This is a genomic window from Nocardioides sp. (assembly GCF_004803405.1).
Taxonomy (GTDB): Bacteria; Actinomycetota; Actinomycetes; order Propionibacteriales; family Nocardioidaceae; genus Nocardioides; species Nocardioides vastitatis.
Map to the genome: position 1 here is coordinate 69,799 of NZ_SSXI01000116.1, position 23,151 is coordinate 92,949.

Annotated in this window: 22 protein-coding genes; 16 read left to right on the forward strand and 6 right to left on the reverse strand. The window is 69.1% G+C overall.

Annotated features, from left to right (window positions below):
* Nucleotides 1–328: 328 nt before the first annotated feature.
* From E7Z54_RS24380 to E7Z54_RS08870, 4 genes are all read right to left on the reverse strand, one after another.
* On the reverse strand, nt 329–448 hold the full coding sequence (locus tag E7Z54_RS24380; protein ID WP_378527056.1) for a hypothetical protein: 120 nt from the start codon (nt 446–448) through the stop codon (nt 329–331).
* 418 nt (nt 449–866) lie between these two features.
* Nucleotides 867–1,028, reverse strand: a complete 162-nt coding sequence (locus E7Z54_RS23075) for a hypothetical protein (RefSeq protein WP_168798239.1) — start codon at nt 1,026–1,028, stop codon at nt 867–869.
* 109 nt (nt 1,029–1,137) lie between these two features.
* On the reverse strand, nt 1,138–1,428 hold the full coding sequence (locus E7Z54_RS08865; RefSeq protein ID WP_136432931.1) for a hypothetical protein: 291 nt from the start codon (nt 1,426–1,428) through the stop codon (nt 1,138–1,140).
* A gap of 783 nt (nt 1,429–2,211) precedes the next feature.
* Nucleotides 2,212–4,002, reverse strand: a complete 1,791-nt coding sequence (locus tag E7Z54_RS08870; protein WP_136432933.1) for an alpha/beta hydrolase domain-containing protein — start codon at nt 4,000–4,002, stop codon at nt 2,212–2,214.
* Between the two features lie 305 nt (nt 4,003–4,307).
* On the opposite strand from E7Z54_RS08870, the gene E7Z54_RS08875 reads away from it, so the two are divergent.
* Entirely contained in the window at nt 4,308–6,245 is a 1,938-nt protein-coding gene (locus E7Z54_RS08875; RefSeq protein WP_136432934.1) for a hypothetical protein, read from the forward strand.
* Nucleotides 6,246–6,266: 21 nt separating this feature from the next.
* Here the strand turns inward: E7Z54_RS08875 and E7Z54_RS08880 are convergent, their stop codons facing one another.
* The gene (locus tag E7Z54_RS08880; protein WP_136432936.1) at nt 6,267–7,298 is read right to left on the reverse strand and encodes a LacI family DNA-binding transcriptional regulator; all 1,032 of its coding nucleotides are present in this window, start codon (nt 7,296–7,298) and stop codon (nt 6,267–6,269) included.
* Between the two features lie 118 nt (nt 7,299–7,416).
* Between E7Z54_RS08880 and E7Z54_RS08885 the strand changes: the two genes are divergently transcribed.
* From E7Z54_RS08885 to pcaC, 11 genes are all read left to right on the forward strand, one after another.
* Nucleotides 7,417–8,013: a TRAP transporter small permease gene (locus E7Z54_RS08885; protein ID WP_168798240.1), complete on the forward strand. Its 597-nt coding sequence runs from the start codon at nt 7,417–7,419 to the stop codon at nt 8,011–8,013.
* Nucleotides 8,010–9,287, forward strand: coding sequence for a TRAP transporter large permease (locus E7Z54_RS08890; RefSeq protein ID WP_136432939.1), 1,278 nt, complete (start codon nt 8,010–8,012; stop codon nt 9,285–9,287). Before E7Z54_RS08885 ends, E7Z54_RS08890 begins: the two co-directional genes overlap by 4 nt.
* A 70-nt stretch (nt 9,288–9,357) precedes the next feature.
* Nucleotides 9,358–10,371, forward strand: coding sequence for a DctP family TRAP transporter solute-binding subunit (locus E7Z54_RS08895; RefSeq protein WP_136432941.1), 1,014 nt, complete (start codon nt 9,358–9,360; stop codon nt 10,369–10,371).
* Entirely contained in the window at nt 10,368–11,378 is a 1,011-nt protein-coding gene (locus E7Z54_RS08900; protein ID WP_168798241.1) for a phosphotriesterase family protein, read from the forward strand. Before E7Z54_RS08895 ends, E7Z54_RS08900 begins: the two co-directional genes overlap by 4 nt.
* Complete coding sequence (locus tag E7Z54_RS08905; RefSeq protein ID WP_136432944.1) at nt 11,375–12,241, forward strand: shikimate dehydrogenase; 867 nt, start codon at nt 11,375–11,377, stop codon at nt 12,239–12,241. Before E7Z54_RS08900 ends, E7Z54_RS08905 begins: the two co-directional genes overlap by 4 nt.
* Before the next feature lie 21 nt (nt 12,242–12,262).
* A complete protein-coding gene (gene aroQ / locus E7Z54_RS08910; protein WP_136432946.1) occupies nt 12,263–12,721 on the forward strand; it encodes a type II 3-dehydroquinate dehydratase in 459 nt (152 codons plus the stop codon).
* Nucleotides 12,721–14,535, forward strand: a complete 1,815-nt coding sequence (locus E7Z54_RS08915; protein WP_136432948.1) for a bifunctional sugar phosphate isomerase/epimerase/4-hydroxyphenylpyruvate dioxygenase family protein — start codon at nt 12,721–12,723, stop codon at nt 14,533–14,535. Before aroQ ends, E7Z54_RS08915 begins: the two co-directional genes overlap by 1 nt.
* 55 nt (nt 14,536–14,590) lie before the next feature.
* Nucleotides 14,591–15,376 carry a protocatechuate 3,4-dioxygenase subunit beta gene (pcaH, locus tag E7Z54_RS08920; RefSeq protein WP_136432950.1) on the forward strand — a complete coding sequence of 262 codons (786 nt, stop codon included), beginning with the start codon at nt 14,591–14,593 and terminating at the stop codon, nt 15,374–15,376.
* Nucleotides 15,373–15,924, forward strand: coding sequence for a protocatechuate 3,4-dioxygenase subunit alpha (gene pcaG, locus E7Z54_RS08925; RefSeq protein ID WP_136432951.1), 552 nt, complete (start codon nt 15,373–15,375; stop codon nt 15,922–15,924). Before pcaH ends, pcaG begins: the two co-directional genes overlap by 4 nt.
* 4 nt (nt 15,925–15,928) lie before the next feature.
* On the forward strand, nt 15,929–17,098 hold the full coding sequence (locus E7Z54_RS08930; protein ID WP_136432952.1) for a lyase family protein: 1,170 nt from the start codon (nt 15,929–15,931) through the stop codon (nt 17,096–17,098).
* Nucleotides 17,095–18,270 (forward strand): 4-carboxymuconolactone decarboxylase, encoded by a 1,176-nt coding sequence (gene pcaC, locus E7Z54_RS08935; RefSeq protein WP_136432953.1) that lies wholly within the window; start codon nt 17,095–17,097, stop codon nt 18,268–18,270. The genes E7Z54_RS08930 and pcaC overlap by 4 nt, the downstream gene beginning before the upstream one ends.
* Nucleotides 18,271–18,278: 8 nt before the next feature.
* Here pcaC and E7Z54_RS08940 read toward each other — a convergent pair whose 3' ends face one another.
* Nucleotides 18,279–19,166, reverse strand: coding sequence for a LysR substrate-binding domain-containing protein (locus E7Z54_RS08940; RefSeq protein ID WP_136432954.1), 888 nt, complete (start codon nt 19,164–19,166; stop codon nt 18,279–18,281).
* A 76-nt stretch (nt 19,167–19,242) separates the two neighbouring features.
* Between E7Z54_RS08940 and E7Z54_RS08945 the strand changes: the two genes are divergently transcribed.
* From E7Z54_RS08945 to E7Z54_RS08960, 4 genes are read left to right on the forward strand one after another with little or no spacing between them, the layout of a single operon-like run.
* Complete coding sequence (locus E7Z54_RS08945; RefSeq protein ID WP_136432956.1) at nt 19,243–20,457, forward strand: thiolase family protein; 1,215 nt, start codon at nt 19,243–19,245, stop codon at nt 20,455–20,457.
* Complete coding sequence (locus tag E7Z54_RS08950) at nt 20,454–21,125, forward strand: 3-oxoacid CoA-transferase subunit A (RefSeq protein ID WP_136432958.1); 672 nt, start codon at nt 20,454–20,456, stop codon at nt 21,123–21,125. The genes E7Z54_RS08945 and E7Z54_RS08950 overlap by 4 nt, the downstream gene beginning before the upstream one ends.
* Entirely contained in the window at nt 21,122–21,754 is a 633-nt protein-coding gene (locus E7Z54_RS08955) for a 3-oxoacid CoA-transferase subunit B (protein ID WP_276606214.1), read from the forward strand. The genes E7Z54_RS08950 and E7Z54_RS08955 overlap by 4 nt, the downstream gene beginning before the upstream one ends.
* 45 nt (nt 21,755–21,799) lie before the next feature.
* Nucleotides 21,800–22,690, forward strand: a complete 891-nt coding sequence (locus tag E7Z54_RS08960; protein ID WP_136432960.1) for an AEC family transporter — start codon at nt 21,800–21,802, stop codon at nt 22,688–22,690.
* Nucleotides 22,691–23,151: the final 461 nt, after the last annotated feature.

Consider the following 23,151-nt stretch of genomic DNA (forward strand, 5'->3'; position numbering starts at 1 on the left):
CACGCAGCTGGGTGTTGTGCTCGCTCCAGTAGCCGGCATCGGCCACCCCCCGGCGGAGCCGACGCTTCTCCCCACCGCTCTTGAGGTTTGTCTTCGCGGTGCCGACCACGTCTTCGTAGAGCGGAGCGTCGAAGGCCTGGTTGGAGACCTCCGCGGCGATCACGAACTGGTCCATCGTGGCCACCGCTTGGGCGTTGAAGCCCTGGACGAACCCGTCCTTGGTGTTCATCACTGGGGCGTCGGCGAATCACTTGACGTGTGTCGGGTTGGACCTGACACGTCTAGATTCGCCTAGAAAGTCCTCGCTGAATAGGCGCCGGCATCGTCACTACGGCTGTCGGTTCTGGATACGACTTAGGGCGTCGAGGTTGCGTTGGTCGGTGTCGGGCAGGGTGTGAAGGTACTTCTGGGTGGTTTGGATCTGGGAGTGACCCATGCGTTCCATCACTGACTTCAGGTCCGCGCCGCCGGCCAGGAGCCAGGAGGCGTGGGCGTGGGCGGAGGTCGTGGACCCGGACGGGGAAGTCGATCCCGGATGCTTTAACGGCGGGGAGCCAGATCCGGGTGCGGAAGGTGTTCCTCGAGATCGGCGTACCTGCCTTGGTCGGGAAGAGCAGGTCGTCGTGGCCGATGCCGTTGGCGTGGATGTGGTGGGCGATGGCGTCGAGCCAGGCCTGGCGGACGCCGAAGCTGCGGGGTTCGTTGTCCTTGGGGTAGGGCTTGACTAGGTAGCGCTGGCCGGGTCTTGGAGACCTCCACGATGGTCTCCTCCACGGTCAACGATCGGCGGAGGAAGTCGATGTGGCGAGGTTCGAGGGCGACGAGCTCGCCCCACCGCAGCCCAGCCTCGATCAGGGTCTCCACCATCAATCGGTGCTGTAGGGGATGGCGGCCAGCAACCGGGTGTACTCGTCGGGGGTCAGGGTGCGCGCTTTGCGGGCGATCACCTTGGGCAGCTCGGTGTGGTCGCACGGGTTGTGCACCAGCACGCGGTCTTTGACGGCGCGCGCGAAGATCGAGGACAGCATCACGTGGTACTTGCGGATCGACCGCGGCGAGAGCCCGGCGTCTTTGGCCTGGGCGACCCAGTCCTGGACCAGGGACGGTGAGATCCGGTTCAGTCGGCAGGCGCCGAAATTAGGGGTAGAAGTGCTTGTTCAGGTAGGAGATGTAGGCGGCGCGGGTGGAGGCTTTGACGTGCTTGTTGGGCAGCCACTCGCCCTGGACGTAGTCGTGGAAGGTGACCTCGCCGAGCGTGGTGTCGTGCCAGGCCCCGGCGAGGACCTTCTGTTCCTCCCGGTTCGCCGCGCGCAGGGCATCGCGGCGGGTAGAGAAGGTGCCTGCGGAGCGGAGGCGTCCGTCGGGGTCGCGGTAGCCGCCGCGGTAGCGGGTGCCCTTTGCGCCGTGTCGTTCAACCACCCATGCCATGAAGTCTCCCCGAGTCGCATGTGAGCCATTTGTGAGCAGACCGTGCCCGGATCTGGCTGGACGACCTGGGACGAGTCTGGAACCAGAACTGGCCTCTGACCTGGGACTTTACCTTGGGTCGACGCTCAGCGCACCTGTCGATTGGCGGCCGGAGGGTCTCTCATAACCCAGAGGTCGCAGGTTCAAATCCTGCCCCCGCTACGAAGAGAAGCAGCAGGTCAGAGGCGGTTTCCGGAGAGATCCGGGAGCCGCCTTTGATGTGTTCAATGCACGCTAGTGGGCAATCTGTGGGCAACCGTTGCGGCAGAACGTCCACGGACGTGCGTGGACAAGCGCCCATCAGAGCGGACTCTTGCTGCCGTGGAACATGGTTGATCGCGCGGTTAGAGGGGGTGCCGAGCGCGCGTTGGTGGGCGGCTCGGACGGCCGGCTGGGACGGATAGGGGGTGGGCGCCAAGCGTGCTTAGTACTTCGAGAGTCCCGAGAGAGCGCCGCCCTGTGTCGTGTGCTCGTCCTCGGCGACTAATTTCTCAAAGGTTCATCAACCTCAGGTCGGAGATGCCGGTGCAGCGTTTGGCTCAGGCTTGCCACGGCCGCGCATCGCGCTGCCGCGTCCAGAACGCCATGTCGCAGGCGACGAGGGTCGGCGACCTGGGTCGAGTTCGGCGGACCCGTGGCGCGGGTTGTCCAGGAGGAGCGGCCCGCCGCCGCTACGGGACGTGAGGAGCCCGTGAAGGCGGCGAAGCGCGTCGCCTGCACGGGCAGAGCCTGGCGTCGAGCCCTTCAGCCGCGCAGTTCCGCGATGAGGATCTGGGCGTAGCCGCCGAGGAGGTCGGCCTGCTCGGGAGTCACCGCCCCCCGTTGCTCGAGCGTGGCCAGAGCAGCCTCGTACTCCTGCAGTTCCTTCACTGCGCGTGCGTAGTGGTCTGCCTGCTTCGTGGGGTCGGTCTGCCCCTCGGCGACCGACCGGGTCGCGCGATCGAGCAGCCCGAGCAGGCGCTCACCCCCGTCGAGGTACAGGAACTGAGTGTGGTCGCGCAGCAGCTGCGTGGACGGCTGGATCGGGAACTGGGCGACGTTGGCACACAGGGAACCGCACTGCAGGCCGCGGCCGGCGAGCGAGGCGCTCGCGTCCCGAAGCATCTCCTGCGCATCCTCGGGGAGCACGAACCCCTCCCGGACGTTGCGGTTGACGACACGCGCGAACTCGCTGCGGTAGCGCCCTGGGCTCGGGTACAGGCGGTCCAGCGTGCCGGTGTCGAACGGGACGTGTGTGCCATTGAGGAAGCAGAGACCGCCGAGCCCGGGGCGGTTCTCGTTGTACCCGGTGTCTAGGGCGGTGGCCACCTCGAACGGCGCGAGGCGAATACCGCGGAGCACGTTGCCCAGCTCGTCGCGGAGTACGGTGCGGCCGTCGGCGGCGAGGGCGATCCCGGCGCCGCGCGCCGGCTCGGTGCCTTCCTCCGACCAGGCGACCGCCTGGTCCATGGCAGCGGCGAGCGTGTAGCGGTCGGGCACGCGGCTGCGACTCGGCAACGCGCAGCTGTCGCTCAGCGACGCGGAGGGCTGGTCCCGCCGGAGGAGTGCGTACCGGACTGCGAAGGAGGCCCAGTCCGAGTGCGACGTCCCGGCGACCGACCACGTGCGCATGCGGTCACTGTCGGGCTGGAGCGAGCTGATCTCGTTCGCCGAGGCAGGCGCCGTGTACTCGGTCTCGGAGAGCACCTTGAACACGGGAAGGTCGAGGTCGTCCCGCATTCGCTCGCCGCCGATGTAGAGCGGGGCCGCGTCCATCGTCGGTGCTGTGCGGACGTGCACGGCGTTGGTGTAGACCGACAGACGTCCGGCGGACTGCGACACACCCGCACCCATGATCGTCTCGACCTCCGGCTGCAGGGCACCCAGGACGCCGGCCTGGCGTACGGCCTGCAAGCCCTGCGCAAAGACGTCGTAGGACAACGGGTCGCCCGACGTGAACCGCCCGCCGTCAGTGAGGTCGAGGACGCCGCACCGGGTCGGGCTGAAGGCCTTCAGCCCGCGGGTGGGGTGGGTTATGGGGGCGCTTTGGACCGTGATCCCCACCCAGGCGATGCCCTCCCGGAGGAAGTACTCGTGGGTTCGGAACCACAAGGCCTCGACGTCGTAGCCGCTCGTGGCGTTGAGCCACTCCACCACGACCGTGCCGTTGAAGTCGCGAGCCTTCGCCGGTCGCCGGACGACCATCCGGGTGGTGTAGTCGTGGCCGGTGGAGACCACGCCTGCGGTCGGGGACGGAGTGGGTCGGGCTCCGATTCCGCCGGCGACGGTGGCGTCATAGACGTTGGCCTCGCCGCCGTAGAAGAACTCCTCCTCGACGTAGCCGCGGCCGGCGATGTCGAGGTCAGTGCCGAAGAAGATGCGGTTGTTCCCGGGGGCGTCGAGGCGCGAGGGCACAGGGCCGCGGACAGACGGCACCGGCACGTCGGGGAGCGCGGTAGAGGGCGCGCTCCGCGGTGCGGGCGGCTCGGCGGCCGCGCCGGAGGTCGGCGCGGCCAGCAGGGATCCGGAGAGAGCGGTGACGGCCAGCGCGGCCATGAGCCGCGAAGTCCTTCGCTGGATGAACGGGAGTTGCGACATCTTGTCTGCCTTGCGTTCGTGGTGGTGGTCACATCGGACCGCGACCGTAGGAATCCACGGCAGCTCCGGGCAATGGGTTGCCATCGGTTGCCGACTAGGCCGAGAGGGACTGACCTTCCCGCCTTGGCAACGATGGCAACTCGTTGACCAGGTCGGTCGGCCGCGCCCACAGTCGAGCCACGCCGTGACCGCCCTCACATCCCCGGCGATGCTGGGGCTGGGTGGTCCTGCGGCGCCTGCTCGCTCTCTGGAAAGGCTTTGCCATGCCCTCACCTCTCGGTCGCCGTGCCGTCCTTCGTGGCGCGGCGATCACCTCCGTCGGAGCCGCCGCAGCCGGCGCGCTGGCCCCGTCGTCATCGGCGGCGCATGTTGCCGACGTCCGCGACCGTGGCACCGGTCGGCCCCTCGAGTCCCCGCGGCCGTTGGATGGCCGCCCGGCGCCCGACTATGACTACAGCCGTCCCAACCGGCTGCCCCAGGAGATGACCGGCTACTGGTCGAAGACCTTCGACGTCGGCGGCACGTCCCGGTCCGCGAAGGTCTACATCCCTGCCGAGACGCCGAACCGTGCCTACTGGATCGTGCTTGGCGCCCCAGAGGACATGACCGCCTCGGCATTCCTCACGCGCAGCGGCTGGCGGGAGCACGCCGACCGCGCGGGCGAGGGGCTGGTCGTCCTGGAACCGGGCGCGGCCGGGTGGGGTGGTCCCGACGCGGAGGCGGCCTACCTCGACGCGGTGCTGGCCTTCCACCAGTCGAATCCCTACTACTCCATCTTCGGCGAGCACTACCTCGTGGGCTACGAGGGCGCCGCCCCCGCTCTCGAGCGCTGGGCAGCGGTCAACCCGCTGCGAGTCATCGCCCAGGTCTACCTCGCCTCGACCGGCCTGTCCGAGCGGTTCCTCCGCGAGGTTGGCTCGTTCGAGTACGACGGAACGACGGATGGCTCCTACACGCCCGTGGAGCTCCCTGAGGACCTGGACCGGATCCGTCGCGACGAGGTCGTGCTCCCGACCTGGTACATCGCACCCCAGCGGGAGGCCGGCGCGAGCATTGACTACTGGCGCGTGGCGAACGACGCGTCCCAGGGCGGTCGCAGGGACGGCGTGCTCGGGTCCGTCTACCGCCAGCGACCCGGCTCGGACCGGTGGACGACCTCGTCGTCCGGTCCCATCTCGCTCGTCGCGGTGCAGCCCCGGCCGATGAAGGCGGCCAGCCGCGGCACCACGGGCCGGATCGTCGACTTCCTCGGCGCCTACACCCGCTACGAGAACTTCTTCGCCTATGGCAACCAGCTGATGGAGCGCCCAGACCTGAACAAGATGGGCGTCGAGGTGCGGACCATGATGGTGGGTGGCCACCCGCGGGAGTACCTCGTCTACGTCCCGAGCTCGGCAAAGCGGCAGTGGGGCAAAATGGCACCGGTGGTCTTCGTGTGGCCCGGAAACACGCAGACTGACCGGCTCTTCTTCGACTCCGCGCAGTGGTGGCGGGTCGCCGACGAGCACGGCTGCGTCGTGGTCGTGATCTGCGAGACCTACGCGGCGTCGGCTATCTCGGTCAGTCACCGCGACTCCGACGAGTTCTACCGCAAGCTCCGCGACGTGGTGCTGCGGCGATACGACGTCGACCCGACCCGCTTCTACAGCACGGGACAGTCAGCCGGGAGCGGCGTGACCCAGACCCTCGCCATCGCCAAGCCGGAGTACTTCGCCGCCGTCGCGTCGACCTCCTTCGCCGGAGGCCCCGACGGACAAGGACGCGTGACACTGGACGGCACGCCCTACCAGGCGAGCGGGGAACCGATCCCGAACTACCTCATCTACGGGGCCGGCGACCTCTCCTTCCTTGCGGGCACCCTGTGGGACGACACCCAGAACCGGCTGGACGCGTGGGCGGACTACCACCTCGGGGTCAACGGGCGCAGCCTGGACGAGATCGCCGAGGCCGACGCGGTCCGCAGCGGTTGGAAGAACCGGTTCCGAACCTGGACTTGGACCACGCCCGACACCGAGGCGCCAGCCGTCAAGGTGTCGCTGAACGAGTACCGATCCCACAACAACACTCCTGAGGAGACGCCCATGCTCTGGGACTTCCTCGAGCACTACCGGCACGAGGTCGCGGAGGACGGGACCGTCACGCGGTGGTGGAGCCCGTCCGGCTTCCGCAACCCGGCGGACGAGGTCCAGATCACGTCCTGACGGCTCACGCCCGCAGACTTGCTAGGGCGCCGGGGCCGGCCGTGCGGCCGGTCCCGACGACTCGCGCAGCACCAGACTGGTGGGCAGCCTGATCCGGTGCGGGGACTCCCCGTCGTCACCGACGTGGTGGCCGTGGGGCGCCTTGAGCAGGTCCAGGAGCAACTCGACCGCGAGACGTCCGGCATGGGCGTCCGGACCGCCGAGCGTGGTAAGCGTCGGCTGGACGAGCTCGGCGGCGAAGATGTCGTCGAAGCCCAGCACACTGATGTCCGCCGGCACCCGCACGCCCCGGTCGGCCAGACGGCGCATGATGCCGATCGCCAGCAGGTCGTTGTGAGCCACGAGTGCCGTGGTGCCGGACCGCAGCGCGCCGTCGGCTGCCGCGCCGCCGTTGGCGACGGTCGGGGTATAGGGCCCGACTCTGCGCGCGCGCAGCCCGTGTTCCTCGGCGCCCGCCTTGAGCGCTGCCCAACGCGCAGCGCCCATCCACGATCCCGGGGGACCGGCGCAGTAGGTGAACTCCTCGTGGCCCAGGGAGGCGAAGTGCTCAAGGATCTGCCGGCAGCCGGATCCGGTGTCCATTGCGACGCTGGGCAGCGGGGCCAACTCGCGGTCGACGAGGACCACATGGTGCTTCGAGGCCAGGGCGCGCAGGTCGTCGTCCGGCAGTCGGCTGGCGGCCAGGATGAATCCGTCCACCGAGCGCAGCAGTCCGTTGATCTGGTCGCGCTCGATCGTCGGAGACTCCTCGGCGTTGACGATGACCAGGGTGTTCTCGGCGGCCTTGGCGCGCTGCTCGGCACCACGGATGAGTTCGAAGAAGTGCGGGTTCGCGATGTCGGAGATCACCATCGCGATGGTCCGGTGTCGTCCCGTCTGCAACGCGCGCGCGTGCGGGTTCGGCACGTAGCCCAGTTCCTTCGCGGCGGCCAGGACCTGCTCCCGGGTGCGGGCGCCGACCCGTTCAGGTCGGCCGAAGGCGCGCGAGACGGTGGAGGGCGCGACGCCCGCCCGGCGGGCCACGTCGTAGATCGTCGGCTGCTGCACCGCCATATCAAGACACGGCTCTGGCAACTTTGGCAACCGATTGCCTTTGTTTCCGCTCGGTTTCTAGAGTCCGAGACCTGTGATGGCGACCACACGGTCGCAGGCTGGACGAGGAGATGAATTCGTGAACACGCACGAGACGGAAGGGACGGGCGCCGATCCGTCGCCACGAGCGCTCACGCCACTACGCCGCGTTCTGCGCGTCGTCACCGCGTTCGAGGTCGCTGTTGCCGGGACGGCCGCGGCGCTGATCTTCGTGCTGGTGCTGGTGCAGGCTGGTCAGCGCTACCTGCCCATCGACGGCTGGACATGGACCGGAGAACTCGCCAGGTACGGACTCGTCTGGCTGACCTTCGCCGCCACAGGGGTGCTGGTCACCCGGGACGGCCACATCGCGCTCCAGCTTGTGGACACCCTGAAGTCCCAACTCGTCGTCCGCACGATCCACGTCTTCGCTCTGGTGGTCGTCGCGGCGACCGCCGTGGGTTTCGCCTTCGCCTGCTGGTCCTTGATCGATGAGTCCGGCAGCCTCTCGACGCCGTCGCTGGGGCTGCCGATGAAGTGGGTCTACGTCGTTCCGTTGCTCGGCTTCGTCAGCACCGCGGTGCGGGCCTGCGTCGCAGCGGTCCTGGTTGCCACTCGAGGGGTGCCCGCCGCGGATCGCTCCGACGAGCTCGCCATCCAGGTCAACGGGCCCAAGGACCGGGGGGCGACCGCATGACCGTCGCGCTCCTGCTGGTGGCCATCGGACTACTCCTGCTCCTCCGGGTACCGGTCGCCTTCGCCTTCCTGGGCCCGGGCTTGGCCTACATGCTGTTGACGGATCAGTCCCTGGGCCTGGCCATGCGACTGATCGTGAACTCCACCGCCAGCTTCCCCCTGCTCGCCGTCCCGCTGTTCGTCCTCCTCGGCGTGGTGGCCAACCACGCCGGCATCGCGGACCGTCTCTTCGACTTCGCCCTTGCCCTGTTCGGACGGGTGCGCGGCGGCCTGGGCTACGTCAGCGTTGGCGTCAGCCTCGGGTTCTCGTGGATGAGCGGGTCGGCCGTGGCGGACGCTGCCGCCCTGAGCAAGGTCGAGATCCCTGCCATGCTGCGCAACGGCTACAGCAGGCGCTTCGGTCTCGGTGTCGTCGGGGCTTCGGCCCTGATCGCACCGGTGATGCCGCCCAGCATCCCTGCGGTCATCTTCGCCGGGCTCGCCGCGGTGTCGACGGGCGCCTTGTTCGCGGCGTCGGTGATCCCGGCGCTGCTCATGGCGGTCGGTCTCTGCATCGTCGTGTTCTTCATGGTCCGCCGGCAGCCCGACATCGTGCACACCGGCTTCTCGTGGGCACGGCTTGCCGCGACCGGCAAGCGGGTGGTCGGACCGTTGCTGGCGCCGGTGATCATTCTCGGCGGCATCCTGGGAGGCTTCTTCACGCCGACGGAGGCGGCGGCGGTCGGTGCGTTCTACATGCTGGTCCTCGGGTTCGCCTACCGGACCGTGCGGGTTCGCGACCTGCCGCGGATCTTCTCCGAGACCGTCATGACGACAGCCGCGATCATGCTCATCGTCTCCTCCGCGTCCCTCCTCGGCTACGTGCTGGCTCGCGAGCGCGTGCCCCAAGAACTTTCGGAACTGGTGCTCGGGTTCACTAGCGACCCCACCGTCTTCCTCCTGATCGTGGCGGCGCTGATGCTCGTCCTGGGCACGGTCGTCGACCCCACCGCGGTGCTGGTCCTCGTAATCCCCATCCTGATGCCGATCGCGCTAGGGCTGGGGGTCGACCCGATCGTCCTCGGTGTCCTCATGATCCTGTCGCTGATGATCGGTCTGCTCACCCCTCCCGTCGGCACCGTGCTCTACGTCCTCAGCTCCACCATGAAGGTTCCGGTGGGCGAGGTCTTCAAGGGGTCGCTCCCCTTCATCATCCCCCTGCTCATCATCTGCGTGGCGATCATCGTCTTCCCTGGATTCGTCACCTGGCTGCCGGAGCAGCTCGGACTGCTCTGAGTTCCAGCCCGGTCTCCCCACCTCCACACCCAAGAAGCGACGTGCTCGTGCCCGTTGGAAAGGAACACCCATGAAGAACCTCACCAAGTCCCACCGTGCCCTGGCGGCTGCTGCTGTCATCGCCCTGCCCTTGGGGCTCGCCGCTTGCGGCGACGACGGCGGCGGCTCTGGCGGCGAAGCCAAGCTCACGCTGGCGCACAGCTACACCGAGGACCAGCCGCAGCACACCTGCGGCGCCGAGGTCATCAAGAAGGGTGTCGAGGACGCCGGTGTCGACCTGACCGTCGAAATCTTCCCCGCCAGCCAGCTCGGCGGTGACGCCGACCGGATTGCCTCGGTGCAGTCCGGCGACATCGACATCGACATCCAGGGCGCCAGCGCGCTTGCCGCCGTCTACGAGCCGGTGGGTGTCCTCGACGCGGCCTACGCGTTCCCGGACGCCGACGCTCTCGACAACTACTTCACGAGCGGTGCCGTCGATCAGCTCAAGGAGGACTTCAAGGCGGCCTCGGACGTCTCCATCCTCGGCGCCTGGTCCGCCGGCGCGCGCCAGTTCACGGCCAACGAGCCGATCCGCGAGCCAGCCGACCTCGACGGGCTGCGTATGCGGTTCCCCGGATCCCCCCAGTTCCTGCTGAACGCGAAGGCCCTCGGCGCCAAGGCGACGGAGGTCGCCTACGAGGAGCTTTACCTCGCCCTCCAGCAGGGCGTCGTGGACGGCCAGGAGAACCCCATCGTCAACATCCAGGCCACCAACCTCGTCGAGGTCCAGGACTACCTCAGCATGTCCAACCACCAGCAGAACTCCAACCTGATCGTCGCCGGTCCTGCCTACGACGACCTGACCGACGAGCAGAAGTCCGCGCTGGACGACGCCGTCGCCGACGCGGTGGAGCAGATGCCCGGCTGCGTCGAGAAGGCCGAGAAGGAGATCCTCGACGGCTACGAGGCCGAGGACTCGATCGAGATCGTCGACGACGTCGACACCGAGGCCTTCTCCGAGCAGACCGACGCCTGGTTCCGCGAGAACCTCGAGGGCGACTCCCTCGCCGTCTACGAGTCGATCAAGGACTCTCAGCAGTGACGGACGGCGGCGCCGCTCCGGCCGCCGTCGTCCCCACCTACCGGGGGCCGGTCGCCGCGGGCGACCTGGGGTGGACCCTCACCCACGAGCACCTGTTCGTACTTAGCCCCGAGCTCGACCGCGAGTACCCGCATCCCGAGTGGGACGCGGATCTCGCGGTCGAGCGGGCCGTGGCGGGCCTGGAGGAGCTGTGGAACCTCGGCGTGCGCACGGTCGTCGATCTCACTGTTCCGGGTTTGGGACGCGACACGAGCCTGGTGGCACGCGTCGCGGCGCGGGTGCGGGTCAACCTCGTCGCCTCGACCGGTTGGTACGCCGACGAGGTGCTGCCTCCGTACTTCCGGACTCATGGCCCGGGTCGCCTGGTCGGCGGCCCGGAACCGTTGGTGGAGATGTTCCGGCGCGATGTGACCGAGGGCATCGGTGACAGCGGCGTACGCGCGGGGATGCTCAAGGTAGTCACCGACGCCCCTGGGATGACTGCTGACATCACCCGTGTCATGGATGCCGCAGCGACCGTCCACGTCGAGACGGGTGTACCCGTCACGACGCACAGCAACCCGCACACTCGAAACGGTCTTGACCAGGCGGGTTTCCTCACCGAACGAGGAGTCGATCCGGCCCACGTCGTGATCGGTCACAGCGGTGACAGCGATGATCTCGACTACCTCCTGGCCCTGCTGGACACCGGCGTCACCCTCGGGATGGACCGATTCGGAATGGCCCACACCGGCAGCGACGAGCAACGCGTCGCCGTCGTGCTCGACCTCCTTGACAGGGGCTACGCCCAGCAGCTCGTGCTCTCGCACGACAGCGCCTACTTCAGCCGGGTCACACCGCCGTCATGGCGGCAGGTCAACACCCCGCACTGGACCCATGACCACCTCAGCCGCCGGATCGTGCCGCAGCTCCTCGAGCGCGGCGCACGCCAGGAGGACCTCCACACCATGATGATCACCAACCCTCGCCGGCTGCTGGCGCCCGCGCGCGTGGAGGCCCGGAGATGAGCGCCACCCCGCCACCCGCCAGCTTCCGGGTGGGTCTGATCGGGCACGGCATCGGCCCGTCCCTCACGCCCGCCATGCATATTCGCGAAGCAGCCAGACTCGGTCTGGACTACCACTACGAGACCATCGACCTCATCGATCAGCCGCACGTGGACCTGGGAACTGAGCTCGCGCGCCTTGAGGCGGCCGGCTTCGCCGCCGTCAACGTCACCCATCCGTTCAAGCAGCAGGTGCTGGAGCACGTGCACCACACCAGCGACGCCGTCGGGCGGATCGGCGCTGCGAACTTGGTGTTGCTGGGGCCTGGCGCGCGGGTAGCGCACAACACCGACTACTCCGGCTTCCGTTCCGGTCTCGAACGGTTCCTCGGCGAGCGACCACGGGCGACCGTCCTTCAGGTCGGGGCGGGGGGCGCAGGTCTGGCCACCGCTTGCGCGCTGATCGACCTCGGGTTCGCCGAGGTGGTGATACACGACCGCCAGCAGACGGCCAGCGAGAGGCTGGTGGCGCGCTTCGGAGCGGGCGACCGGCTGAAGACGAGCGGGGGTGACCTCGACGGCTGGCTCCGTCGCGTCTCCGGGATCGTGCATGTCACGCCGGTAGGAATGCGGGAGCATCCCGGCATCGCACTGGACGTCGACTCGCTGAAGGCCCAGGCGTGGGTCGCCGAGGTCGTCTACCGCCCGTTGGAGACCGAGCTCGTCCGACGGGCTCGGGGGCGTGGACTCGCCACGCTCGACGGCGGGGCGATGGCCGTGGGTCAGGCCGTCGAGAGCATTCGGCTCATCACCGGCCGCGAGCCGGACGCCGCACGGATGCATGCCCACTTCGACCAGTTGGCCGCCGGCGGCAGCGCCGCCTGATCGTCTTCGAAGGGAAGCTCGATGAGCGTAGTTCACGTCCTCAACGGACCCAATCTCAACCTGCTCGGTCACCGCGAACCGGCGGTTTACGGCGACGAGACGCTCGCCGACGTCGAGATGCGCTGCCGCCGCCTTGCTGCGGGTCTCGGCCTAGGTCTCGACTTTCGGCAGAGCAATGAGGAAGGCGAGCTCGTGACATGGCTGCAGGAGTGTGGCGCCGACGTCGCGAGCGGCCGCAGTGTCGGAGCGGTGCTCAACGCAGGTGCCTGTACGCACACCTCGGTGGCGCTGCGGGACGCTGTCGTCGGCGCGGAGGTGCCGACGATCGAGGTGCACCTATCGAACGTGCACGCCCGCGAGGCATTCCGGCACCACTCTTTCATCTCACCCGTCGCTCGCGGGGTGGTGGTCGGTTTGGGAGTGGTCGGTTACGAGCTCGCCATCCGAGCGTTGCAGCACTATGCCGAGGAGCGTGCGTGATGCGGAGGTCGATCGCCACGGTGTGTCTGAGCGGCAGCCTGGCAGGGAAGATGGACGCGGCGGCGGCCGCGGGGTTCGACGGGCTCGAGATCTTCGAGCCTGACCTGGTCTCCAGCGAGACGAGTCCCGAGGAGATCCGAGCTCGTGCTGACCGGCTCGGGTTGTCGCTCGATCTCTATCAGCCCTTCCGTGACTTCGAGGGCGTCCGGGAGGCTGAGCTGCTCGACAACCTCCGGCGGGCGGAGGCCAGATTCGCGGTCATGCGCCGCCTGGGCATCGACACCGTGCTGGTATGCAGCAACGTAGGCACCGCGACCGTGGACTCCGACGAGGTGTCGGCCGCCCAGCTACGACGCCTCGGTGACCTCGCCGACGGGTTCGGGATCCGGGTGGCGTTCGAAGCTTTGGCGTGGGGGCGGTACATCGACGACTACCGGCGTGCATGGCGGGTGGTCGAGCGCGCGGACCACCCGGCGGTCGGCGTCTGCCTCGACAGCTTCCACATCCTGTCCCGTGGCCACGACCCAGCGGCAATCGAGGACATCCCGGGCGAGAAGATCTTCTTCGTACAGCTCGCCGACGCTCCCTACCTCTCGATGGACGTCCTCTCGTGGAGCCGGCACCACCGCCTCTTCCCGGGCGAAGGCGACTTCGACCTGCCGGACTTCGTCCGCAGGGTGATGAGTGCCGGGTACCGCGGGCCGCTGTCGCTTGAGGTCTTCAACGACACCTTCCGACAGACCGATACCGCCCGCACCGCCACCCACGCGCTCCGGTCGCTTGTGTGGCTCGAGGACCAGGCGTCGAAATCGCTGACGGGCACAGGCCTGCAGCAGCTCCCGGCTCTCGAGCCGCCGTCTGATCTCGACTTCGTCGAGATCAAGGCGGAGAACACCGACGCCGTCGAAGAGGTGCTTGGCCAGCTGGGTCTCACATTCTTGGGCCAGCACCGCACGAAGCCGGTGCGGCTATGGGCATCCGGGCAAGCACGGGTCGTCCTCAACGAGCAACACGCACGCGACCTGGAGCCGCACGTGGCTGCGATCGGCGTGCAGGTGTCGGAACCGTACGATGTGGAGGCGCGCGCACGCGCGCTCGCAGTGGCGGGAGTTGTCCGTCGTGCGGCCGCCGGCGAGCAAAGACTCGCCGGATTCAGTGCTCCTGGGGGGCTCGAGGTCTTCCTCGGCGAGAACAGCTACGGAGACGAGCCCGCCTGGGTTCAGGAGTTCCAGCACGGGCAGCCTCCAGCGCTCCGAGCCGGCCGGCAGAGTGACGCCAACGTCACCGGCGTGGACCACGTCAATCTGGTCCACACCTGGGACGACCAGGACGAAGCCGTGCTCTTCTACACCAGTGTGCTGGGCCTGACCGCGACTCCGGCGACCGAGGTCGCGAGCCCCCACGGGCTGGTGCGGAGCCGGGTGATGAGGACGGCTGCCGGGCGCATCCGACTGCCTCTGAACGTCGCTCCCGCCGTGAGCACGGCCTACCCCGAGCACGTCGCGTTCTCCTGCGGGGACATCTTCGGGGTGGCCGCCGGGGCTCGAGTCCGGGGGATGCGATTCCTTCCCGTTCCCAACAACTACTACGACGACCTGGTCGCACGCTTCCACCTTGACCAAGCCACGGTCGACCGGTTGCGCGAGTACCAGCTGCTCTACGACCGTGATGAGCACGGCACTTTCCTGCACTTCTACACCCGCCGGATCGGTCGCATGTTCTTCGAGATCGTCCAGCGCAGCGACGACTACGACGGCTACGGCGCTGCGAACGCCCACGTCCGGCTGGCCGCGCAGGCACGACTCGAGCCATGAAGGCCACCGCAGCCCGGACGGCGACGATTGCCGACACCGACGAGAGGAACAAACGATGACCACGCCGGTCAAGGCGAACGCCCACGCCGAGATGGCCCAGGAGCAGGTCAACGAGGAGATCGCTGCCCTCTCCGCGGCCTACGGCCGCTCGGGCACGCTCGAGCTGCAACCACGCCGTGACTACGGGCCTTACCGCTCGACCATCCTGCGGCATCCCACGAAGGACCCGCACCATGCCGATCCGGAAGGGATTGAGCGCTGGTCCCCGGTCTTCGGTGAGCGTGACGTCGACCCGCTCGAGGCGGACCTGACGATCCAGGCCGGCGGGGGGCCACTAGGGGAGAAGATGGTGGTGACCGGACGGGTCGTCGACGCCGCTGGGCGCCCGGTGCGCGGGCAGCTCGTCGAGATCTGGCAGGCGAACGCCTCGGGGCGCTACATCCACAAGCGAGACCAGCACCCGGCTCCCATCGACCCGAACTTCACCGGCGTCGGAAGATGCCTGACCGACGACGACGGGACCTACCGCTTCACGACGATCAAGCCCGGTCCCTACCCCTGGCGTAACCACCGCAACGCCTGGCGGCCCGCGCACATACACTTCTCCGTCTTCGGCACCGAGTTCACCCAGCGCCTGGTGACGCAGATGTACTTCCCCGGAGACCCGCTCTTCGCGCTCGACCCCATCTACCAGTCGATTCGCGACCCCCGGGCCCGTGAGCGTCTGGTCGCCGCCTACGACCACGACGTGACTGTGCCGGAGGTCTCCACCGGATACCGGTGGGACATCGTCCTCACCGGGAGCCTCCCGACCCCGCTTGAGCAGGACGAGGACCGATGAGCTCGCTGCCGCCGACTCCCGGCCAAACCGTGGGGCCCTTCTTTCACTACGCCCTGCCCTATGACGGAGACAATGAACTGGTACCGCCGGGGAGCCCGGGGTCGGTGCGCCTGTCCGGCCTCGTGCTCGACGGCTCCGGGGACCCCGTGCCCGACGCACTCATCGAAATCTGGCAGCCGGACCCGGCCGGCGGCGTCGTCCGCGCGGCGGGCTCGCTGCACCGGGACGGTCATACCTTCACCGGGTTCGGTCGTGCAGCGACCGATCGCGCCGGTCGCTACACCTTCTCGACGCTGCGGCCCGGCTCCGTCGCACCGGGCCGGGCGCCGTACTTCGCCATGGCGGTCTTCGCACGCGGTCTGCTCCACCGACTGATGACCCGCTGCTACCTCCCGGGCCCGGAGGTGGCGGACGACCCCTTCCTGGCCTCCCTCGAGACGTCGCGACGTGCGACCCTCACTGCTCGCGAGGACGAGCTCGGCTACGTCTTCGACGTGCGGCTCCAAGGTGAGGACGAAACCGTGTTCCTCGAAGGTCGACGAGACTGACCTCATGACGGACCTCCTCTGGCCGGGCGCACAGCGCGCCGGCGGCACATTCAGCGATACCGCATTCCTCGCTGCGATGGTGCGCGTCGAGGAGGCATGGCTCACCGTGCTCGGCTCCCCGCTGCCGCTCGAGGAGCTCGTCGGTGAGGACGATCTCGCCGCCCTGGCCCTCGGTGCCGAGGACAGTGGAAACCCTGTCGTCGGCCTGGCGGCGCTGTTGCGCGAGCGGTCGGGTGAGCATCGCCTGCACCGTGGTCTGACCAGCCAGGACGTGGTCGACTCGGCGTTGATGGTGCTCCTTCGCGACACGGTTGACCGCGTGCAGCGCCAGGTGCTTCAGCAGGTCGCTGCCCTCGAGGCCCTCGCCCAGGAACACCGGAGGACGCTGATGGCCGGGCGCACCCTGACTCAGCACGCCGTGCCAACGACGTTCGGGCTGAAGGCGGCCGGCTGGCTCACCGCGGTCCTTGATGCCTGGGACGACCTCGCCGCCCTGTCCTTCCCGGTGCAGCTCGGCGGGGCCGCGGGGACCATGGCTGCTGCCGTCGAGGCGGGGATCGATCCGGTCGCCGCACGCCTCAGGTTGGCGACGACCTTGGGGCTTGCTCCGACAGGTCCGTGGCACACCACTCGCCGCCCTGTGACCCGCGTCGGTGATGCGCTGGTCGCGTGCACTGACGGCTGGGGTCGTATCGCGAACGACGTGCTCACGCTCTCGCGCCCGGAGATCGGCGAGCTCTCGGAGGCGGTGGGCGGGGGGTCGTCGACAATGCCCCACAAGCAGAACCCGGTCCTCGCCGTGCTCCTGAGACGCGCGTCGCTGACGACTCCTCAGCTGGCCGCGACGCTGCACACCGCCGCAGCCGACCAAGCGGACGAGCGTGCGGCCGGCGCGTGGCACGCCGAATGGTCGACGCTCCAGACCCTCGCCCGTCGCGTGCTCGTCGCCGCGACCCAAGCGACCGATCTCATCGGTAGCCTCCGGGTGGACCCGAAGCGGATGCGTGCGACCGCGGAGGCCGCGGCGGACGACCTTCGCGCAGAGCAGCGCAGCCTGGCAGCGCCAGGCCACCACGAACCCCTCGGGGACTACCTCGGAGCAGCGGACGTCTTCATCGACGAGGTGCGGGACCGCGCCCGCCTTGTCCTGGCCGCGAGCGGGAGAACCCCATGACGCCCTTGACCGCGGTCCATCTCGGCGGCCGCGAGGACCTGCCACTGCTGGTCCTGGGACCATCTCTCGGCACCACGGCCTCCGATCTGTGGTCCGCCGCAGCGGACCAGCTGGTCGAGGACTTCCGTGTGATCGCGTGGGACCTGCCCGGCCACGGCACCAATCGGGTGCCTGTCGACCCAAGGGTGACGATGGCTGATCTCGCGGCCGGGGTGCTCGGACTCGTGGACTCCCTGAGGTCTCGGGCCGCTGGCGATCCGCCGACCTTCCACTACGCGGGGGACTCGGTTGGGGGAGCAGTCGGCATCCAGCTCCTGCTGGACGCGCCGAGCAGCATCCGGTCGGCGACCCTCATCTGCACCGGTGCGTCGATCGGGTCGCCCGAGGCGTGGCGCGAGCGCAGTGCCATGGTGCGTGCCGAGGGGACGGCTGCGCTGGCGGACGGCTCGGCGGCGCGATGGTTCGCGCCCGACTACCTGAACCGTGAGCCGGCGACGGCGGCGGCGCTCGTGCAGACCCTCGCCGATATCGACGACGAGGGCTACTCCGCCGTCTGCGGAGCGCTGGCCGAGTTCGACGTGCGAGACCGTCTGGGCGACGTCGTGACGCCGGTGCTCGCGGTGGCCGGGGCGCACGACACTCCGACTCCGCCGGACAAGCTCCGCGAGATCGCCGAAGGTGTGAGGCAGGGTCGTCTGGTCGTGCTGGACGACGTGGCGCACCTAGCGCCGGTCGAGGACCCGGCACGCGTGGCGCGATTGATCAGGGATCACGCGCTGCGCGCCGAACGAGGCAGCCGCACGTCGTCGCAGGTGCGGGCCACCGGCATGGTGGTGCGCCGCCAGGTGCTGGGTGACGAGCACGTCGACCGCTCGGTGCAACGGACCACGGACCTGACCCGGGACTTCCAGGAGCTGATCACCGAGTACGCGTGGGGCTCGATCTGGACTCGCCCGGGCCTCGATCGGCGCTCACGCTCGATGGTGACGCTCACCGCCCTGGTGGCAGGGGCGCACCACGACGAGCTGGCGATGCACCTGCGGGCGGCGCTGCGCAACGGGCTGAGCATCGAGGAGATCAAGGAGGTCCTGCTGCAGACGGCGATCTACTGCGGGGTCCCAGCCGCCAACACCGCGTTCCGGATCGCACAGGAGGTCCTGGAGGAGTCCTGACTGCTCGTTCACCCGTCCACAACGAGCCGCCGGATCTCCTCCACCGCGCGCAGCAGGTGCGGCTCGTCCCTGGTCTGCCGGTAGGAGACGGCGAGATCGACGCTCGGTCCGTCGACGAGCGGGAGGTAGACGACCCCGGACAGTCCCAGGGCGGTGACTGGTTCGGGCACCACGGCGGCACCAAGCCCACCCGCGACCAGCGTGATCAGGGTCGAGGTCTCGCCCACCTCGGCGCGAAAGCGTGGCTCAAATCCCGCCCCGCGGCACATCCGAACGACCATCGCATGCATCACCGAGTCCTGGCGACCGGTGTGCACGACGAGATCCATCGCCGACAGGTCGCCGACCCGCACCCGGCGCCGCGTCGCGAGCGGATGATCGGCCGGGAGCGCGACGAGGAGACGATCGTGCCTCAGCACGACTGTCCGGATGGTCGCGTCGTGCACGGGTGGCCGCAGCAGTGCGACGTCGACCTCGTCCGCGCGCAGCGCCTGTATCTGGTCCGGGACGAGCATCTCTCCCCTGAAGCTGAACTCGATGCCCGGCAGCGCGCCGGTCAGGCCGCGGGCGAGCTGCGGGAGCAGGCTGTACGTGGCCGAGCCGACGCAGCTCACCACGAGGCGGCCGACGACGCCGGCAGCGACCTGGCGGGCCTCGTGTCCGGCGTCATCGACGGCGGCCAGCACCGCCCGCGCCCGCTCGAGGTAGGCCGTTCCGGCGGAGGTCAGCTCGACCTTGCGCGTGGTTCGGTGGAGCAGCTCGACACCGAGCTCCGCTTCGAGCGTCCGGATCTGCTGGGACAGGGGAGGCTGCGCGATGTGCAGCCGAGTGGCAGCGCGGCCGAAGTGCAGTTCCTCGGCTACCGCGACGAAGTAGCGCAGATGCCGGAGTTCCATTCAGACGCGCCGCCTCTCAAAATGCACGATTATTGATACTTCAGCATATGGGCTGGCGACCGTAGCGTGGAGATCCATGAGCCACGCCTACCTGTACGACGCAGTGCGCACCCCCTTTGGCCGTCTCGGGGGCGCCTTCGCCGACGTACGCCCGGATGACCTCGCCGCCGCTGCTCTCCGCGGCCTCCTCGACCGCCACCCCGACCTCGACCCTGCACTCGTCGGCGAGCTGGTCTGGGGATGTGCGAACCAGGCCGGCGAGGACAACCGGAACGTCGGTCGGATGGCCGGCCTGCTCGCCGGATTGCCCACGAGCGTCCCGGCCAGCACGGTCAACCGCCTGTGCGGATCGAGCCTCGATGCGGCGATGGCGGCGTCCCGCGTGGTTGAGACGGGCGACGCCGAGATCGTCCTCGCCGGCGGAGTGGAATCGATGACCCGCGCCCCGTGGGTGCTGCCCAAGCCGTCTCGCGCGTACCCGGCCGGTAACGTCACGGCGGTGTCCACCACCCTGGGTTGGCGCCTCGTCAACGAGGCCATGCCGACAGAGTGGACGGTGTCCCTCGGGGAGGCGAACGAGCAGCTCCACGAGCGGGTGGCCATCAGCAGGGAGCGACAGGACGAGTTCGCAGCGCGCTCACACCAGCTCGCCGCGCAAGCGTGGGACGACGGGTTCTACGCGCCGCTCGTGGTAGCGGTGCCCGGTGTCGACCTTGATCGCGACGAAAGCGTCCGGCCGGGGAGCTCGGTCGACAAGCTGGCCTCCCTGAAGCCCTCGTTCCGGCCGGACGGGACCATCACCGCCGGCAACGCCTCGCCCCTCAGCGACGGCGCATCAGCCCTCCTCATCGGATCCGCGGCAGCCGCTGCGGCGATCGGGAGCGAACCGGTCGCCCGCATCGCCGGCCGGGGCGCGCACGCGCTGGACCCCCAGGACTTCGGCATCGCCCCGGTGGAAGCGGCGGAGCAGGCGTTGCGGCGGGCCGGCATCGGCTGGGCCGACGTCGCGGCCGTCGAGCTCAACGAAGCATTCGCGGTGCAGTCGCTGGCCTGCGTCGACGCATGGACCGAGCGCGGTCTCCCCAGCGCCGACGTCGTCAACACCCGCGGGGGCGCGATCGCGGTCGGACACCCGCTGGGGGCGTCCGGGGGCCGGATCCTCAGCACCCTCGCCCACCGCCTGCGCACCGACGACCAGCGGTACGGCGTCGCCGCGATCTGCATCGGCGTCGGGCAGGCGCTGGCGGTCGTGCTGGAGAACGTGTCCGCCCAGTCGGCGGTCGAGCGGTGACCGCCGCCCATTGCGCCGACCCCGACGAGGCGGTCGCCGGCATCGCGGACGGCTCGACGGTCCTGGTCGGTGGGTTCGGCATGGCGGGCATGCCGGTGCAACTCATCGACGCCCTCATACGACAGGGGGCCCGGGACCTAACAGTGGTCTCCAATAACGCCGGCAACGGTGACACCGGCCTGGCCGCCCTCCTGGCGGAGCGTCGGGTGCGGAAGGTGATCTGCTCGTTCCCCCGCCAGTCGGACTCCTGGGTGTTCGACGGCCTCTACCGCGCCGGCGAGATCGAGCTCGAGGTCGTCCCGCAGGGCAACCTGGCTGAGAGGCTGCGGGCAGCCGGCGCGGGCATCGGCGCCTTCTTCTGCCCCACCGGCGCGGGCACCCCGCTGGCCGAGGGCAAGGAGACCCGCACGATCGCCGGACGGACCCACGTCCTCGAGATGCCCATCCACGGGGACGTGGCGCTGATCGGCGCGCACCGGTCGGACCGGATGGGCAATCTCGTCTACCGCAAGACGGCGCGGAACTTCGGACCCGTCATGGCCACCGCCGCGGCGCTCACCGTGGCCCAGGTGCACGACGTCGTCGAGATCGGCCGGATCGACCCCGAGCACGTCGTGACCCCGTCCATCTACGTCGACCGTGTGGTCGCAGTGGGGAGTGAGCAGTGAGCCTCTCAAAGGACGAGATGGCCGCGGTCGTGGCCAGGGACATCCCGCGGGGTGCCTACGTCAACCTGGGCATCGGCCAGCCGACGCTGATCGCGGACCACTTCGAGCCCGGCTCCGGAGTCGTGCTGCACACCGAGAACGGAATGCTGAACATGGGTCGCGCAGCGCAGGGCCCCGAGATCGATCCCGACCTGACGAACGCGGGAAAGGTGCCGGTCACCGAACTGCCGGGGTCGTCGTACTTCCACCACGCTGACTCGTTCGCGATGATGCGCGGTGGCCACCTCGACGTCTGTGTCCTGGGCGCCTTCCAGGTCTCCGCGGGCGGCGACCTGGCGAACTGGCACACCGGCGCCCCGGACGCCATCCCGGCGGTGGGCGGGGCGATGGACCTGGCGATCGGGGCGAAGCAGGTGTTCGTGATGATGACACTGTTCGCCAAGGACGGGTCTCCCAAGCTGGTGCCGGAATGCACCTACCCGCTGACCGGGATGGGTTGCGTCGATCGGGTCTACACCGACCTCGCGACCTTCGCCCTCGGAGCGGACGGGGTGAGAGTCCTCGAGACCTTCGGCACCACGGTCGACGACATCAGCGCCCGGCTCGACGTGCCGCTGAGAAGGGCATGACGACCGGCGCGCGCAGGGATCACGCGGGAAGCGGGACCTGATCGCGTGCTGGGAACATTCGCGGCGCTGGCGCCGGTGCTTGCCGGGCTGACATGCGGATGGTGGCTGCGCCACGCCGGCGTCGCGCGGGCGAGTGACGGCCGCTTCCTGCTGCTGCTCAACCTCTACGTCTGCATGCCGGCACTCGTGCTCCGGTCGCTCCCGGAGGTGCAGCTGACGAAGGAGGTCGTGGTCTTTCCCGTCGCGGCCGCAGTCATGGTCGCGGTGGGCTACGTCGCCGGACGGGCCGCGAGCCGTCACCTGCAGAGGTCCGAGGCCGCGGTGGTCGTCATGGCGTTTATGGTGGTCAACGTCGCCTTCGCCCTGCCATTCGTGGAGGCGGTGTACGGCGCCGCCGGCGTGGCGCGGCTCGCGGCGTTCGACGCGGTCAACAACGTGCTGGTGCTGACGGTCGTCAACGGACTCGCGGCGCGAGCGAACCCGTCGCCCGCCGCGCGACGCTCCCTGACGCGGCAGGTGCTCCGCACGCCGCCGGTCTACGCGACCGTCGTAGGTGTCGCCCTGAGCCTCACGAACACGCCGCTGCCAGACGCCGCGGCGAACCTCGCCTCTCCCTTCGCTGCAGCGAGCCCTGTGCTGATCGCGGTCGGCGCGGGCGCTCTCCTCCGACCGACCAGGCACGCCTTGGGTCGCGCCGGACGGCTGGCGGCGGGACGGCTCCTGGTCGGCGGGGTCGTGGCCGTCTGCCTGGTGGTCGTGCTTGGCTTTGACGGAGTCGATGCGGGAGTCCTGCTGCTCCTCGGCATCGCGCCGCTGGGCTTTGTCACCGTGACGTTCGCCTCCCAGCAGGGACTCGACGCGGACCTCGCCACCCAGGCGCTCGCGCTCTCGGTCGCGGCGAGCTCAGTGCTCTGCCTGGTGCTGGTGCTCGTCTGAGGGCCGACCTCGCCGCGCACTCTGCGACGGGCCCGGGAGGGCAAACGGGAAACGGGAAACGGGAAACGACTCTAACTCCAGCGCGGCCGGCTCACATCCCCACACCGCCTCTTCGGACAAGCCGCTTCCCGGACCCGCCGCGCCCCACCCTAGGACGCCCCTCCCGACGGCGTCTTGACACAGAAGAGAGCGATGTCCGGGCGGTTACTGCTCTCGCTCCTATGGGCAGCCGAAGACAAGTCGTGAGTGAGGACGCCGGCTCAGAAACGGCTCAATAACCCTGCCTACCGACCCGCGGATCGACTGGATCCGCTTGGCCCCGTCTCCGCCCGACATAGGGCAAAACACGCTGCTGACCTGGTACTTTGAGGTCCTCAGCCGGTCGTCTGAGGGCGCGCCCAGACGGCCGAAATCTGGCCCGGACCTGACTACGGATCAGAAGGTTTGGGGTTCGAATCCCT

Excerpts from the sequence above, each read along its gene's own strand:
- E7Z54_RS23075 (WP_168798239.1), bottom strand. The coding sequence starts at position 1,028 with ATGCTGTCCTCGATCTTCGCGCGCGCCGTCAAAGACCGCGTGCTGGTG.
- E7Z54_RS08865 (WP_136432931.1), bottom strand. The coding sequence starts at position 1,428 with ATGGCATGGGTGGTTGAACGACACGGCGCAAAGGGCACCCGCTACCGC.
- E7Z54_RS08870 (WP_136432933.1), bottom strand. The coding sequence starts at position 4,002 with ATGGCCGCGCTGGCCGTCACCGCTCTCTCCGGATCCCTGCTGGCCGCG.
- E7Z54_RS08875 (WP_136432934.1), top strand. The coding sequence starts at position 4,308 with ATGCCCTCACCTCTCGGTCGCCGTGCCGTCCTTCGTGGCGCGGCGATC.
- E7Z54_RS08880 (WP_136432936.1), bottom strand. The coding sequence starts at position 7,298 with ATGGCGGTGCAGCAGCCGACGATCTACGACGTGGCCCGCCGGGCGGGC.
- E7Z54_RS08890 (WP_136432939.1), top strand. The coding sequence starts at position 8,010 with ATGACCGTCGCGCTCCTGCTGGTGGCCATCGGACTACTCCTGCTCCTC.
- E7Z54_RS08895 (WP_136432941.1), top strand. The coding sequence starts at position 9,358 with ATGAAGAACCTCACCAAGTCCCACCGTGCCCTGGCGGCTGCTGCTGTC.
- E7Z54_RS08905 (WP_136432944.1), top strand. The coding sequence starts at position 11,375 with ATGAGCGCCACCCCGCCACCCGCCAGCTTCCGGGTGGGTCTGATCGGG.
- aroQ (WP_136432946.1), top strand. The coding sequence starts at position 12,263 with ATGAGCGTAGTTCACGTCCTCAACGGACCCAATCTCAACCTGCTCGGT.
- E7Z54_RS08915 (WP_136432948.1), top strand. The coding sequence starts at position 12,721 with ATGCGGAGGTCGATCGCCACGGTGTGTCTGAGCGGCAGCCTGGCAGGG.
- pcaH (WP_136432950.1), top strand. The coding sequence starts at position 14,591 with ATGACCACGCCGGTCAAGGCGAACGCCCACGCCGAGATGGCCCAGGAG.
- pcaG (WP_136432951.1), top strand. The coding sequence starts at position 15,373 with ATGAGCTCGCTGCCGCCGACTCCCGGCCAAACCGTGGGGCCCTTCTTT.
- E7Z54_RS08930 (WP_136432952.1), top strand. The coding sequence starts at position 15,929 with ATGACGGACCTCCTCTGGCCGGGCGCACAGCGCGCCGGCGGCACATTC.
- pcaC (WP_136432953.1), top strand. The coding sequence starts at position 17,095 with ATGACGCCCTTGACCGCGGTCCATCTCGGCGGCCGCGAGGACCTGCCA.
- E7Z54_RS08940 (WP_136432954.1), bottom strand. The coding sequence starts at position 19,166 with ATGGAACTCCGGCATCTGCGCTACTTCGTCGCGGTAGCCGAGGAACTG.
- E7Z54_RS08945 (WP_136432956.1), top strand. The coding sequence starts at position 19,243 with ATGAGCCACGCCTACCTGTACGACGCAGTGCGCACCCCCTTTGGCCGT.